The sequence below is a fragment of the Janthinobacterium sp. SUN176 genome (assembly GCF_030587335.1).
In the GTDB taxonomy this organism is placed as follows: Bacteria; Pseudomonadota; Gammaproteobacteria; order Burkholderiales; family Burkholderiaceae_D; genus Janthinobacterium; species Janthinobacterium kumbetense.
On the sequence record NZ_JAPWIA010000004.1, the window covers coordinates 1 to 12,584 of the forward strand.

Annotated in this window: 19 protein-coding genes; 18 read left to right on the top strand and 1 reads right to left on the bottom strand. The window is 58.3% G+C overall.

Features of this window, described 5'->3' with window-relative positions; genetic code table 11:
* From O3299_RS22790 to O3299_RS22800, 3 genes are all read left to right on the top strand, one after another.
* On the top strand, positions 1-571 hold a 571-nt coding region (locus O3299_RS22790), incomplete at its 5' end, for an EF-Tu/IF-2/RF-3 family GTPase (RefSeq protein ID WP_305063274.1).
* Positions 572-749: 178 nt separating this feature from the next.
* On the top strand, positions 750-1,067 hold the full coding sequence (rpsJ, locus tag O3299_RS22795) for a 30S ribosomal protein S10 (protein ID WP_010394389.1): 318 nt from the start codon (positions 750-752) through the stop codon (positions 1,065-1,067).
* A gap of 213 nt (positions 1,068-1,280) precedes the next feature.
* A complete protein-coding gene (locus tag O3299_RS22800; protein WP_099665742.1) occupies positions 1,281-2,126 on the top strand; it encodes a DUF817 domain-containing protein in 846 nt (281 codons plus the stop codon).
* 18 nt (positions 2,127-2,144) lie between these two features.
* On the opposite strand, the gene O3299_RS22805 is transcribed toward O3299_RS22800, so the two are convergent.
* Positions 2,145-2,693 (bottom strand): tetratricopeptide repeat protein, encoded by a 549-nt coding sequence (locus O3299_RS22805; RefSeq protein WP_099665741.1) that lies wholly within the window; start codon positions 2,691-2,693, stop codon positions 2,145-2,147.
* 175 nt (positions 2,694-2,868) lie between these two features.
* Here O3299_RS22805 and creB point away from each other — a divergent pair, with 175 nt between their 5' ends.
* The 15 genes from creB to rplN all read left to right on the top strand — a co-directional run bounded on the left by creB (position 2,869) and on the right by rplN (position 12,582).
* Positions 2,869-3,594, top strand: coding sequence for a two-component system response regulator CreB (gene creB / locus O3299_RS22810; protein ID WP_099665740.1), 726 nt, complete (start codon positions 2,869-2,871; stop codon positions 3,592-3,594).
* Positions 3,591-5,012, top strand: a complete 1,422-nt coding sequence (gene creC / locus O3299_RS22815) for a two-component system sensor histidine kinase CreC (RefSeq protein ID WP_099665739.1) — start codon at positions 3,591-3,593, stop codon at positions 5,010-5,012. The genes creB and creC overlap by 4 nt, the downstream gene beginning before the upstream one ends.
* A gap of 86 nt (positions 5,013-5,098) precedes the next feature.
* Positions 5,099-6,526, top strand: coding sequence for a cell envelope integrity protein CreD (gene creD / locus O3299_RS22820; RefSeq protein ID WP_305053834.1), 1,428 nt, complete (start codon positions 5,099-5,101; stop codon positions 6,524-6,526).
* A 170-nt stretch (positions 6,527-6,696) separates the two neighbouring features.
* Positions 6,697-6,891, top strand: coding sequence for a hypothetical protein (locus tag O3299_RS22825; RefSeq protein WP_077398840.1), 195 nt, complete (start codon positions 6,697-6,699; stop codon positions 6,889-6,891).
* A gap of 303 nt (positions 6,892-7,194) precedes the next feature.
* Positions 7,195-7,851: a 50S ribosomal protein L3 gene (rplC, locus tag O3299_RS22830; RefSeq protein WP_010394393.1), complete on the top strand. Its 657-nt coding sequence runs from the start codon at positions 7,195-7,197 to the stop codon at positions 7,849-7,851.
* Between the two features lie 3 nt (positions 7,852-7,854).
* Positions 7,855-8,475 carry a 50S ribosomal protein L4 gene (gene rplD, locus O3299_RS22835; RefSeq protein WP_034753197.1) on the top strand — a complete coding sequence of 207 codons (621 nt, stop codon included), beginning with the start codon at positions 7,855-7,857 and terminating at the stop codon, positions 8,473-8,475.
* Positions 8,472-8,789, top strand: a complete 318-nt coding sequence (rplW, locus tag O3299_RS22840) for a 50S ribosomal protein L23 (RefSeq protein WP_010394398.1) — start codon at positions 8,472-8,474, stop codon at positions 8,787-8,789. Before rplD ends, rplW begins: the two co-directional genes overlap by 4 nt.
* Positions 8,789-9,616: a 50S ribosomal protein L2 gene (gene rplB / locus O3299_RS22845; protein WP_034753198.1), complete on the top strand. Its 828-nt coding sequence runs from the start codon at positions 8,789-8,791 to the stop codon at positions 9,614-9,616. Before rplW ends, rplB begins: the two co-directional genes overlap by 1 nt.
* Before the next feature lie 10 nt (positions 9,617-9,626).
* Positions 9,627-9,902 (top strand): 30S ribosomal protein S19, encoded by a 276-nt coding sequence (gene rpsS, locus O3299_RS22850; protein ID WP_008444295.1) that lies wholly within the window; start codon positions 9,627-9,629, stop codon positions 9,900-9,902.
* Positions 9,899-10,231 carry a 50S ribosomal protein L22 gene (gene rplV / locus O3299_RS22855; protein ID WP_170840583.1) on the top strand — a complete coding sequence of 111 codons (333 nt, stop codon included), beginning with the start codon at positions 9,899-9,901 and terminating at the stop codon, positions 10,229-10,231. The genes rpsS and rplV overlap by 4 nt, the downstream gene beginning before the upstream one ends.
* A 9-nt stretch (positions 10,232-10,240) precedes the next feature.
* Positions 10,241-11,065 carry a 30S ribosomal protein S3 gene (gene rpsC / locus O3299_RS22860; RefSeq protein WP_034753199.1) on the top strand — a complete coding sequence of 275 codons (825 nt, stop codon included), beginning with the start codon at positions 10,241-10,243 and terminating at the stop codon, positions 11,063-11,065.
* A 2-nt stretch (positions 11,066-11,067) separates the two neighbouring features.
* Entirely contained in the window at positions 11,068-11,487 is a 420-nt protein-coding gene (gene rplP / locus O3299_RS22865; protein WP_034753201.1) for a 50S ribosomal protein L16, read from the top strand.
* Between the two features lie 12 nt (positions 11,488-11,499).
* On the top strand, positions 11,500-11,691 hold the full coding sequence (rpmC, locus tag O3299_RS22870; RefSeq protein ID WP_010394412.1) for a 50S ribosomal protein L29: 192 nt from the start codon (positions 11,500-11,502) through the stop codon (positions 11,689-11,691).
* Positions 11,688-11,960, top strand: a complete 273-nt coding sequence (gene rpsQ, locus O3299_RS22875; protein WP_010394415.1) for a 30S ribosomal protein S17 — start codon at positions 11,688-11,690, stop codon at positions 11,958-11,960. The genes rpmC and rpsQ overlap by 4 nt, the downstream gene beginning before the upstream one ends.
* A gap of 253 nt (positions 11,961-12,213) precedes the next feature.
* A complete protein-coding gene (gene rplN / locus O3299_RS22880; protein WP_008444317.1) occupies positions 12,214-12,582 on the top strand; it encodes a 50S ribosomal protein L14 in 369 nt (122 codons plus the stop codon).
* Positions 12,583-12,584 lie beyond the last annotated feature (2 nt).

Here is a 12,584-nt window from a genome sequence, read left to right on the forward strand (position 1 = left end):
CGCTGTTGACGGTGCGTTCCTGATGCCAGTAGAAGACGTGTTCTCGATCTCGGGTCGCGGTACCGTTGTGACCGGTCGTATCGAGCGCGGCATTGTTAAAGTCGGCGAAGAGATCGAAATCGTTGGTATCACCGATACCGTCAAAACGACTTGCACCGGCGTGGAAATGTTCCGCAAACTGCTGGACCAAGGTCAAGCAGGCGACAACGTTGGTCTGCTGCTGCGCGGCACCAAGCGTGAAGACGTGCAACGTGGTCAAGTTCTGGCAAAACCAGGCTCGATCAAGCCGCATGCTCACTTCACCGGCGAGATCTATGTTCTGTCGAAAGACGAAGGCGGCCGTCATACGCCATTCTTCAACAACTATCGTCCACAGTTCTACTTCCGCACGACGGACGTAACCGGTTCGATCGAGTTGCCAGCAGACAAAGAAATGGTCATGCCAGGCGATAACGTGTCGATCACCGTCAAGCTGATCAACCCGATCGCGATGGAAGAAGGTCTGCGCTTCGCTATCCGCGAAGGCGGCCGTACCGTCGGCGCTGGTGTTGTTGCAAAAATCATCGCTTAATTATTAAGCGATAGAAAAGAAGACGCGTCGTCGCCCGGCGCCCTTCTTTTTATTCAACTGCCGGGGTTGGCAAGCATTTTGGTGCTATCATGTCGACCCTGACGGTTGTAGCGTCAGAAATTCCCGTATGACCTCATTGCCGTGCAGACCGCGCGGTTCGTTCTTTTAAGGAAATATCATGTCGGCACCAAACCAAAAAATCCGTATCCGCCTGAAGGCTTTCGATTACAAGCTGATCGACCAGTCCGCTCTGGAAATCGTTGAAACCGCGAAGCGCACCGGCGCTGTCGTCAAAGGCCCAGTACCACTGCCTACCCGTATTCAACGTTTCGATGTGCTGCGTTCCCCGCACGTCAACAAAACTTCGCGCGATCAGTTCGAGATCCGTACGCACCAACGCCTGATGGACATCGTTGACCCAACGGACAAAACCGTTGACGCGCTGATGAAGCTGGACCTGCCAGCTGGTGTTGATGTCGAAATCAAACTGCAATAAGAGTTTTCAGGGCAGCTGACAACACCGTAGCATCAGGTATTGACAGCTGTTCCAGGCCGGCGGGGTGTCCCGCTGCCTGATGATGGGGCCGGGCCTGCTCACGATCGTGAGTGCGCCCGGCCCCATTGCCATTGGCCGGCCTAACGCTGGCGCCACCTGCCTGTGTGTGCAAAATCGCTTTACAGTGCTGCAGCCCGTCGATAAAGTTGCTGCATGCTCAATGCCCTCGATACCCACCTGTTAAATGCGACTCCACGCCAGCGCCTGCGCGGCTGGCCGCGCTTCCTGACCGAATTTCTGTATTTCGGCATCAAGGAGGCGAGGTCGTGCCTGTTCGTGGGGCTGTTTTTTGCTGCCGTGTTCCTGGTGCCGCGCGCCGGCCTGTTCGGCCTGCCGCGCTATGACGTGCTGCTGCTGTTGGCGCTGGCGATCCAGGCCGCAATGGTCTGGAGCGGACTGGAAACGTGGGATGAGCTGAAAGCCATTTGCCTGTTCCATGCGGTGGGCTTTGCGCTGGAAGTATTCAAGGTATCGGGGACGATCCAGTCGTGGAGCTATCCCGACTTTGCCTATACCAAAGTGTTCGGCGTTCCCCTGTTTTCGGGATTCATGTATGCGGCGGTCGGCAGCTACATCATCCAGACCTGGCGCCTGCTCGACATGCGGATTCGCCACCATCCGCCATACTGGATGGCGGTGCTGATCGCTGTGCTGATCTACGCCAACTTCTTTACTCACCATTACATCGGCGACTATCGCTGGTACCTGGCCGCCTGCGCGCTGGGCTTGTATGCGCGCACCACCGTGGTGTTCCGTCCGCTCGACCGCGACCGCAGCATGCCCTTGCTGCTCGGTTTCGTGCTGGTCGGCTTCTTTATCTGGCTGGCTGAAAACATCAGCACTTTCTGGGGCGTGTGGCGCTATCCGAACCAGCTTGGCGCCTGGTCGGTGGTGCATGTCAGCAAATGGAGCTCCTGGTCGCTGCTGGTGGTGATGACGTTCACCATCGTGGCCCACCTCAAGCACATCAAGGCCAGCATCCACGTCGCCCAGCCCTAGGCCGGGCCCGGGAGTTGCTCATTGCAGGCTGGCCGCCACCGCGTCGAAGCGCGCGCCCAATGCGGCCTGCGGACCGCCTTGCAACTGCCTGGCGTACTGGCGCAGCACTTCCGCGGAATACGTGCGCGACGCGGACGACAGCTTCGGCAGCAACGGCAGCACGCGTTCCAGATAGCCTGTGCCTTCCTGCCACTTGCCTTGCGCGGCCAGGGCCGACGCCAGTTCCACCATGCGGCGGCCGACGCGCGCATCGCTGCGTGGCTGCGCCGCTTCTTCCGTGGCCAGGGCTTGCCGGTACAGTTGCTCCGCTTCGGCATTCTTGCCCTGCAAGCGCTTGATGCGGCCCAGGTTGTATTGGCGCTGCGAGAGGATGTCCGCGCTGGCCCCGGCCTGCTCGGCGCTGCGCAGCGCCTGTACGCAAGCCAGTTCCGCTTCGCCAAACTGGCCCTTGAGCTCGGCCGCGTTGCAGGCGTCTTGTTGTGCGTTGGAGGTGGTGATCGTCGCTGGCGCCGCGCAGGCGGCCAGCAGGCTGACGGCACATAGCAGGCTGATGGTATGGTTCTTCATAGTCTCCTCGGACGGGTGTCAAACACGGTGTATCAGTGGAGTCTTGCTGCGATAAATATACTATAAGTTTTTTGGGGAGGGTGGCTTTTTGCCGGCGCGCGGCAAGGCGCGCGATTGACGCCGCTTGCGTGCTTCAGGGATACTCCGGGTCTGTCCACTACTGCGTGCCGCCGCCATGTCCAAGACTGTCCTGATCGTGGAAGATGAACAGGCGATTGCCGACAGCATCGCCTATGCCTTGCGCACGGACGGCTTTGCGCCGCGCCATGTGATGTTGGGCGAGCAAGCCCTGGCCGCGCTGCGTCCAACGCCCGGCGAAGCCGCGCAGATGCCCGTTCTGGTGGTGCTCGACGTGGGCTTGCCCGACATGAGCGGGTTGGAAGTGTGCCGCCGGCTGCGCCAGTTTTCCGAGGTGCCGGTGATCTTCCTGACGGCCCGCAGCGATGAGATCGACCGTATCGTCGGCCTGGAAATCGGCGCCGACGATTACGTCACGAAACCGTTTTCGCCACGCGAACTGGTGGCGCGCATCCGCGTCATCCTGCGCCGCGCAGGTGCCGCGCAAGCTCCCCGCGAGACTGGCATGACGATAGTCGCGCCTGTCGCCGCGCCGGCGCGCTTCGAATTGCGCGCGCTGGAGGCGAAGGTGCTCTTTCACGGCCAGCCGCTGGACCTGACCCGCTATGAATACCTGTTGCTGAAAACCCTGCTTGCGCATCCCGGTCACGTGCTGTCGCGCGCGCAGCTGATGGAGCGCGTGTGGAGCGGGGCGCCGGACACGCTCGAGCGTACCGTCGACGCGCACGTCAAATCGCTGCGCGCCAAGCTGCGCGCCATCGATGCGCAAGTCGACCCCATCCACACCCACCGTGGCCTCGGCTACAGCCTGGCCGGCGCATGAAGATCGGCCTGCGCATCCTGCTCGGCTACTTCCTGATCGTCGGGCTGGCCGCATGGTTCCTGCTGAACGTCTTCATGGAGCAGGTCAAGCCCGGTGTGCGCTCGACCCTGGAAGACACCCTGGTCGATACTTCGCAGCTGCTGGCCAGCCTGGTGGCACCCGACGTAAAGGCGGGCAGGCTGGCGCAGTCGCCCGTGGCAGAACGCATGCAGGATTACGCGCGCCATGGCGTGGACGTCAATATCAACGGTGTGCGCAAGCGCACGCTCGATTACCGCATCACCATCACGGACCGGCATGGCATCGTGCTGTTCGATTCCAGCGGGCGCGACGTGGGCCGCGACTATTCGCGCTGGAATGACGTGTACCTCACCTTGCAGGGCAAGTATGGTGCGCGCAGCACGCGCAGCCGGCCAGACGACGAGATGTCGACGGTCATGCACGTGGCCGCGCCGATTCGCGACGGCAATGAGGTGATCGGCGTGCTGACGGTGGCCAAGCCGAATGCCAGCGTGCAGGCGTTTGTCGAGCGCAGCCAGCGCAAGATATTGCAGCGCGGCGCCGTGCTGTTGCTGCTGTCGCTGCTGATCGGCCTGGCATTCGCCTGGTGGCTGCACCATGCGCTGGGCAAGTTGATGCATTACATCGGCGACGTGGAAGCGGGGCGCAAGGTGGCGCTGCCGGCGTTGGGCCAGAACGAGATCGGCACCCTGGGGCGGGCGCTGGAGGCGATGCGCACACGCCTGGAGGGCAAGGAGTATGTGGAGCAGTTGATGCACACGCTGGCGCATGAATTGAAAAGCCCGATCGCCGCCATCCAGGCCTCTGCCGAGCTGCTGCAGGAAGACATGCCGCCGGCCGAGCGCCGCCAGTTTCTCGCCAGCATCCTGGAGCAGAATGCGCGCCAGCGGCAACTGATCGACAAGCTGCTGGCCCTGGTGCGCGTGGAAAAGCAGCAGCGCCTGGATAACCCTGAGCGCATCGCGCTGGCGCCCCTGCTGGCGCAAGTGGCGCAGGATGCGGCCGCCACCCTGGCGGCGCGCGGCGTGCGTCTGCAGCTGCAGCACGACGAGGCGAGCGTGGCGGGCGACCCCCTGTTGCTGCGCCAGGCGCTGGGCAACCTGCTCGATAACGCGGCCGGCTTCGCCCCGCCCGGCAGCTGCATCGACCTGACGGCGCGGCGCCAGGGCAGCCAGGTGGAAATTGCCGTGCGTGACCGCGGCGCGGGCATCCCCGCATATGCGCTCGAACGCGTCTTCGAGCGCTTCTACTCCTTGCCGCGCCCGAGCGCCGGTAAAAGCACGGGCCTGGGCCTGCCTTTCGTGCGCGAGGTCGCTTCCCTGCATGGCGGCACGGTCGAGGTGCTCAATCATGCGGAAGGCGGTGCCTGCGCGTGCCTGTGTCTGCCGCTGGCTTAGCGCACTATATTTACAGGCTTCACACAGACTGCATCGTCAGCGCATACAGCTTTCCTACACTGGCCGCCTTACTTCAAGGATGCGCCATGCAAAAAACTCTCTTAGTCAAAGCGATGATCGTGTTCGGCCTGATGTTGCTGATCGGCCTGCCTTTGCTGATGATTCAGGAAACGATCAAGGAGCGGATGGAATTCCGCCAGGAAGCCGTCAACAGCATCGCCGCCGATTCGGTGCGCGAACAAACCATCATCGGCCCCATCCTCGTGATTCCCTACACGGAGCAGTACGAAGAGCGCGTGGAAGTGGCCAAGGGTGATGACAAGGAAGCGAAAGCGCCTGCGCGCACGGAGTTGCTGCGCCGCTTGGTGCAGCGTCGCCTGCTCGTGTACCCGAACGATCTGCAGATCAACGGCAACATCGAGACGGACCGCCGTTACCGCGGCATCCACCAGGTGCTGGTCTACAGCGGCCAGCATGCCTTCAAGGGCGACTTCACGGTGCCGGCCAGCAGCCAGTTGCCGCGCAAGTCGCCGGACTCGCGCGTGACCCTGGGTCAGCCTTTCGTCGCCCTTTCCATCGAGGACGTGCGCGGCATCCGCAATATTCCGAAAATCGACTGGGGCGGACAAAAGATCGAGTTCGAGCAGGGTACCGACCTGTTTGCCTTCCGCAGCGGCCTGCATGCGCCGCTGGGCGCCATGCCCCTGGCGGCGCCGCAACAGGTGCGCTTCAGCTTTGACCTGGGCCTCGATGGCATCGAACGCCAGCATTTCGTGCCGGTGGCCAAGAACAGCCAGATCCAGATCAAGTCGAACTGGCCCCATCCGCAGTTTGGCGGGCGCTTCCTGCCGTCGCCGAAGAATCGCCAGATCGATGCCCAGGGTTTCAGTGTGGCGTGGAATATCTCGTCGCTGGCCACCAATGCGCAAACGCAACTGAGCACGATCGAAGGGGAATTCAAGGTGCCCGACAGCGCCCCGCTGGGCCAGATTGACCGCTTCAGCGTGGGCTTCATCGAGCCGGTGAACGTGTATTCGCAGTCGGACCGGGCCACGAAATATGGCTTGCTGTTCGTGGCGCTGACCTTTGCCGCCTTCTTCATCTTTGAAATCCTGAAAAGCCTGCCGATCCACCCGGTGCAATATTTGCTGGTGGGCCTGTCGCTGGTGATCTTCTTCCTGCTGCTGGTGGGCCTGGCCGAGCATATCGCCTTCCTGGCCGCCTATCTGATCGCCAGCGCCGCGTGCATCGCGCTGACCAGCTTCTATCTGGTGCACGTGCTGCACAACGCCTGGCGCGGGATCGGCTTCGGCGTGGCGCTGACCGTGCTGTATGGCGCCCTGTATGGCTTGCTGAGCTCGGAAAACAATGCGCTGGTGATGGGCAGCATCCTGCTGTTCGCCGTGCTGGCCGCCATCATGGTGGCGACGCGCAAGGTGGACTGGTATCAGGTAGGCAGGGGAGGGCAGCAATCGTCAGAGCCTGCTCCAGTGATGCATGAAAAAGATTGCTGATTTGGAAAATAATTGGTTTTAAGTTGGTATTGTTTACGGTAGTCTTTGGTATTGCTTTCCGGGCAGCACGGTATTGTGTGTTGCGGGAGTAATAGCGGGCGGCAGGAAGGATGGCTTGCCGCCACCGGGCAGTTCCTTTCATTCCAACATAACAACCTGGAGACAGCACCATGATCAAGAAACTGGCTTTTTTCCTCTTCGCCTGTGGCCTGAGTGCCGGTTACGCGTATGCCGCGGCGAGTGAGGATGTCTGGCAATGCCGTTCGCGCTGCGACAGCAGCTATGTCGGCTGCACCGGTTCATTGGGCGGTAGCCCGATTTGCCGTGACCTGCTCCAACATTGCCTGGAGCGCTGCAACGGCTAGACCAGCGACTCGCATGACGCATGGGCGCGGACGGGGTACAAGCCTGGCCCGCGCCCTTCTTTTTGTGGCGTCAGGGCGCATGGATGCTCATTTTGACGAGGCGCTGCGACAATTGCGGGAGGTGTTCGACAACTCCTGCAGGGGCGTCGCGCAACACTTTGACATACCTCGTGTTAACTTGTTGCGTCAAGGGTTTTTGTGCTATATACTAGCCGGCTTCGGTATGGATTCGTCTTTTTTGAGTCCTACGTTACTTTGTAGTTAAACAAGCCCCGCCCAATCGCAGGTGGGAATGGAGAAAAAATGAGCCTAGGCCTTCTCGGTCGCAAGGTTGGTATGATGCGCATTTTCACGGATGAAGGGGATTCGATTCCTGTCACCGTGTTGGACGTATCGAACAACCGTGTTGCGCAAATCAAAACCCCTGAAACAGATGGTTACTCCGCTGTTCAGGTCGCATTCGGTCAACGTCGCGCTTCCCGCGTGACCAAAGCTGTTGCTGGTCATCACGCTAAAGCTGGTGTTGAAGCCGGTACTCTGTTGAAAGAGTTCCGCGTTGACGCTGCTAAAGCCGCTGAACTGAAAGCTGGCGATGTTGTCGCTGCTTCCCTGTTCGAAGTCGGTCAAAAGATCGACGTGCAAGGCGTTACCATCGGTAAAGGCTATGCAGGCGTTATCAAACGTTACCACTTCGCTTCTGGCCGTGCAACGCACGGTAACTCGCGTTCGCATAACGTTCCAGGTTCCATCGGTATGGCACAAGATCCAGGTCGCGTTTTCCCTGGTAAGCGCATGACCGGTCATCTGGGTGACGTTAACCGTACGATCCAGAACCTCGTGATCGCCCGTATCGATGCCGACCGTCAGCTGTTGCTGGTCAAAGGCGCGATTCCAGGTGCGAAAAATGGCCAGGTAGTTGTCTCGCCAGCCATCAAAACCAAAGCCAAGAAGGGAGCTTAAACGATGGAACTCAAGCTTCTGAATGCGCAAGGTCAAGCCGCCTCGAACGTTGCTGCAGCCGATACGATTTTCGGCCGTGACTACAATGAAGCGCTGATCCACCAAGTCGTCATCGCTTATCAAGCGAATGCACGTAGTGGTAACCGCAAGCAAAAAGACCGTGAAGAAGTTCACCACACGACGAAAAAGCCATGGCGCCAAAAAGGTACCGGCCGCGCGCGTGCTGGTATGTCGTCGTCGCCACTGTGGCGCGGCGGTGGTCGGATTTTCCCGAACTCGCCTGACGAAAACTTCACCCACAAAGTGAACAAAAAAATGTATCGCGCAGGTATCTGCTCGATCCTGTCGCAGCTGGCTCGCGAAGAGCGCCTGATCGTCATCGACGATCTGACGATCGACGCGCCAAAAACCAAGCTGCTGTCGCAAAAATTGAACGGCCTGGGCTTTGATTCGGTTCTGATCATCACCGACGTTCTGAACGAAAACCTGGAACTGGCATCGCGCAACCTGCCTAACGTACTCGTCGTTGAGCCACGTCACGCAGACCCGATGTCCCTGGTGTTCTACAAGAAGATCCTGGTCACCAAAGCTGCATTGGCCAAGATTGAGGAGATGCTGGCATGAGCGCGATTTTGAAACATAGCGAAGAACGCTTGATGAAGGTGCTGTTGGCGCCCGTGATTTCCGAAAAGGCCACCATGGTCGCGGAAAAGAACGAGCAAATTGTATTCCGCGTACTGCCGGATGCAACCAAGCCTGAAATCAAGGCAGCGGTCGAACTGCTGTTCAAGGTTGAAGTTCTGTCCGTGCAAACTGCAAACCGCGAAGGTAAGCAAAAGCGCACCGGCAAGTTCAACGGTCGTCGTAACCATACCAAGCGTGCTTTCGTGTGCCTGAAGCCTGGCCAGGAAATCAACTTCTCCGAGGAGGCTGCATAATGGCACTCGTTAAGATGAAACCAACCTCGCCAGGCCGTCGCGGCATGGTAAAGGTGGTGAATGCCGACCTGTACAAAGGTCGTCCGTTCGCTGCCCTGGTTGAAAAGAAATCCAAGACCGCTGGTCGTAACAACAACGGTCACATCACCACCCGTCATATCGGTGGTGGTCATAAGCAACACTATCGCTTGATCGACTTCAAGCGCACCAAAGATGGTATTCCAGCGAAAGTGGAACGTATCGAATACGATCCAAACCGCACCGCGAATATCGCTCTGTTGTGCTACGCCGACGGCGAACGTCACTACATCATCGCAACCAAAGGCATGGCCGTTGGCGACAGCGTGATGAACGGTTCGGAAGCACCGATCAAATCGGGTAACTGCTTGCCAATCCGTAACATCCCAGTCGGTACCGTGATGCATTGCGTCGAAATGCTGCCAGGTAAAGGTGCCCAAATGGCACGTACCGCCGGCGCTGGCGTTGTGCTGATGGCACGTGAAGGTACCTACGCTCAAGTGCGTCTGCGCTCGGGTGAGGTACGTCGCGTGCACATCGAGTGCCGTGCAACGGTTGGTGAAGTCGGCAATGCCGAGCACAGCCTGCGTAAAATCGGTAAAGCTGGTGCGATGCGCTGGCGCGGTGTTCGTCCTACCGTTCGCGGTGTGGTCATGAACCCGGTCGATCACCCGCACGGTGGTGGTGAAGGTAAAACAGCAGCTGGTCGTCATCCAGTTTCGCCTTGGGGCCAACAGACTAAGGGTAAGAAGACACGCAGCAACAAGCGTACTACTTCCATGATCGTCTCGCGCCGCGGCAAGAAATAAGGGGTAGCACATGACACGTTCATTGAAAAAAGGGCCGTTCTGTGACGCCCACCTGGTGAAAAAAGTTGAAGCCGCGCAAGCAGCCAAAGACAAAAAGCCAATCAAAACCTGGTCGCGTCGTTCGACAATCATGCCTGACTTCATCGGCCTGACGATCGCGGTGCATAACGGCAAGCTGCACGTGCCGGTTTATGTTTCCGAAAACATGGTTGGTCACAAGCTCGGCGAATTCGCACTGACCCGTACGTTCAAGGGCCATGCAGCTGACAAAAAGGCTAAGAAATAATGGAAACTAAAGCTATCCTCAAAGGTGTGCGCCTGTCGGACCAAAAGGGCCGCCTGGTTGCTGACCTGATCCGTGGCAAGAAAGTTGACGCTGCACTCAACATCTTGCAATTCAGCCCGAAAAAAGGTGCTGCGATCATCAAACGCGTTCTGGAATCCGCTATTGCGAATGCCGAGCACAATGATGGCGCGGACATCGACGAATTGTTCGTGAAAACGATCTACGTCGAAAAGGGCCCCGTCCTGAAGCGCTTCACCGCGCGTGCAAAAGGCCGTGGCGACCGTATTTCGAAACAATCCTGTCACGTTTACGTGACTGTCGGTAACTAAGGAGCCACGATGGGTCAGAAAATTCATCCAACCGGTTTCCGTCTGGCGGTCACCCGTAACTGGGCTTCGCGCTGGTATGCAGGCAACGGTAATTTCGCTGCCATGCTGAACGAAGACTTGAAAGCACGTGCTTACCTGAAAAAGAAACTGAAGAACGCTTCCGTTGGCCGCATCGTTATCGAGCGCCCAGCCAAGAACGCGCGCTTCACGATCTACAGCTCGCGTCCAGGCGTGGTCATTGGTAAAAAAGGCGAAGACATCGAAGTACTGAAGTCCGCGCTGACCAAGATCATGGGCGTACCTGTTCACGTGAACATCGAAGAAATTCGCAAGCCAGAAATCGACTCGCAACTGATCGCCGACTCGATCGCTCAGCAGCTGGAAAAACGGATCATGTTCCGCCGCGCCATGAAGCGTGCAATGCAAAATGCAATGCGCCTGGGTGCTCTCGGTATCAAGATCATGTCGTCCGGCCGTCTGAACGGTATCGAAATCGCACGTAAAGAGTGGTACCGCGAAGGCCGCGTGCCTCTGCATACCCTGCGCGCCGATATCGACTACGGTACCAGCGAAGCGTCGACCACCTACGGCATCATCGGTGTCAAGGTGTGGGTATACAAAGGTGACCGCGCGCCTAACGGCGATGCACCAGTCATCGATACCCCAGCTGACGAGAAGAAAAGCCGCGGCCCACGCCGTGACGATGGCAAGCCAGCTGGCCGTCCACGTCCAGCCGGTGCCGGTGCGAAACCATCCACAGCACCAGGTGCACGTGTGCGTACCGCCGCTAAACCGGCCGCCGCAGCAGCACCAGCTGAGAAAGCAGGAGAATAATCATGCTGCAACCAGCACGCAGAAAGTATCGTAAAGAGCAGAAAGGCCGTAATACCGGTATTTCGCACAGCCGCGGCACCGCCGTGTCGTTTGGCGAATTCGGTCTGAAGGCAGTTGCGCGCGGTCGTATCACTGCGCGTCAAATTGAAGCGGCGCGTCGTGCAATGACGCGTCACATCAAGCGCGGTGGCCGTATCTGGATCCGTATTTTCCCGGACAAACCGATTTCGAACAAACCGGCTGAAGTCCGTATGGGTAACGGTAAAGGTAATCCTGAGTACTACGTCGCTGAAATTCAGCCAGGCAAAGTACTGTATGAAATGGATGGCGTTGATGAAGCGCTGGCACGGGAAGCATTCCGTCTTGCCGCCGCTAAACTGCCACTGGCGACGACGTTTGTCATCCGCCAAGTCGGCCAATAATTGGAGTTGTATATGAAAGCATCTGAACTCCGCGGCAAGGACCAGCCAGCTCTGCAAAAAGAGCTGAATGACCTGTTGAAGGCACAGTTCGGCCTGCGCATGCAAATCGCTACGCAGCAGCTGAGCAACACTTCGCAGCTCAAGAAGGTACGCCGCGATATCGCGCGTGTGAAGACGGTAATGAATCTGAAGGAAGCCAAATGAACGAACCAGTGAAACAGTCGCTCAAGCGCACGCTGATCGGTAAAGTGGTTTCGGACAAGATGGACAAGACCGTTACCGTTCTGATCGAGCGCCACGTAAAACATCCTTTGTATGGCAAGATCATCATGCGTTCGAACAAGTATCACGCGCATGACGAGACCAACCAAGTCAAGGCCGGTGACACGGTCGAGATCCAGGAAGGTCGCCCGATCTCCAAAACGAAGGCATGGACGGTGACACGTGTGGTTCAAGCCGCACCAACCGTTTAAATAAAAACCACCGTTTCGGCGGTGGCTTTTAATTAGTACTTGCAGGCCCGCAAATTGTATGTAATACTTGCGGGCTTCGTTCATGTAACGCCGCAAAGTGTCTGGCCACAGACAGTAGCATTCGCGGTCAGTTGATGTATGAAGGTCATGCACCCAAACAGTGAAGCCCAGCAGGGCGGCTCTGGCGGGACCAAGACTGACCGTGGGTCTACATTGTGTGGATTCTTCGGCTTAAGTTGGGAAAGAGAATACTATGATTCAAACTGAAAGCCGGCTCGAAGTGGCTGACAATACCGGTGCCAAAGAAGTAATGTGCATCAAGGTATTGGGCGGCTCCAAGCGCCGTTATGCTGGCATTGGCGATGTGATCAAGGTAACCGTTAAGGTTGCTGCGCCACGTGGCCGTGTCAAAAAAGGTGAAATTTATAACGCCGTGGTTGTGCGCACCGCTAAAGGTGTTCGCCGCCAAGACGGTTCCCTGGTGAAGTTCGACGGCAACGCCGCCGTTCTGTTGAACGCCAAGCTGGAACCGATCGGTACCCGTATTTTTGGACCTGTCACGCGCGAACTGCGCACTGAGAAGTTCATGAAAATCGTGTCCCTGGCACCGGAAGTCCTGTAAGG

Coding starts and splice junctions, on each gene's coding strand:
- rpsJ (WP_010394389.1), top strand. CDS start 750: ATGTCGGCACCAAACCAAAAAATCCGTATCCGCCTGAAGGCTTTCGAT.
- O3299_RS22800 (WP_099665742.1), top strand. CDS start 1,281: ATGCTCAATGCCCTCGATACCCACCTGTTAAATGCGACTCCACGCCAG.
- O3299_RS22805 (WP_099665741.1), bottom strand. CDS start 2,693: ATGAAGAACCATACCATCAGCCTGCTATGTGCCGTCAGCCTGCTGGCC.
- creB (WP_099665740.1), top strand. CDS start 2,869: ATGTCCAAGACTGTCCTGATCGTGGAAGATGAACAGGCGATTGCCGAC.
- creC (WP_099665739.1), top strand. CDS start 3,591: ATGAAGATCGGCCTGCGCATCCTGCTCGGCTACTTCCTGATCGTCGGG.
- creD (WP_305053834.1), top strand. CDS start 5,099: ATGCAAAAAACTCTCTTAGTCAAAGCGATGATCGTGTTCGGCCTGATG.
- O3299_RS22825 (WP_077398840.1), top strand. CDS start 6,697: ATGATCAAGAAACTGGCTTTTTTCCTCTTCGCCTGTGGCCTGAGTGCC.
- rplC (WP_010394393.1), top strand. CDS start 7,195: ATGAGCCTAGGCCTTCTCGGTCGCAAGGTTGGTATGATGCGCATTTTC.
- rplD (WP_034753197.1), top strand. CDS start 7,855: ATGGAACTCAAGCTTCTGAATGCGCAAGGTCAAGCCGCCTCGAACGTT.
- rplW (WP_010394398.1), top strand. CDS start 8,472: ATGAGCGCGATTTTGAAACATAGCGAAGAACGCTTGATGAAGGTGCTG.
- rplB (WP_034753198.1), top strand. CDS start 8,789: ATGGCACTCGTTAAGATGAAACCAACCTCGCCAGGCCGTCGCGGCATG.
- rpsS (WP_008444295.1), top strand. CDS start 9,627: ATGACACGTTCATTGAAAAAAGGGCCGTTCTGTGACGCCCACCTGGTG.
- rpsC (WP_034753199.1), top strand. CDS start 10,241: ATGGGTCAGAAAATTCATCCAACCGGTTTCCGTCTGGCGGTCACCCGT.
- rplP (WP_034753201.1), top strand. CDS start 11,068: ATGCTGCAACCAGCACGCAGAAAGTATCGTAAAGAGCAGAAAGGCCGT.
- rpmC (WP_010394412.1), top strand. CDS start 11,500: ATGAAAGCATCTGAACTCCGCGGCAAGGACCAGCCAGCTCTGCAAAAA.
- rpsQ (WP_010394415.1), top strand. CDS start 11,688: ATGAACGAACCAGTGAAACAGTCGCTCAAGCGCACGCTGATCGGTAAA.
- rplN (WP_008444317.1), top strand. CDS start 12,214: ATGATTCAAACTGAAAGCCGGCTCGAAGTGGCTGACAATACCGGTGCC.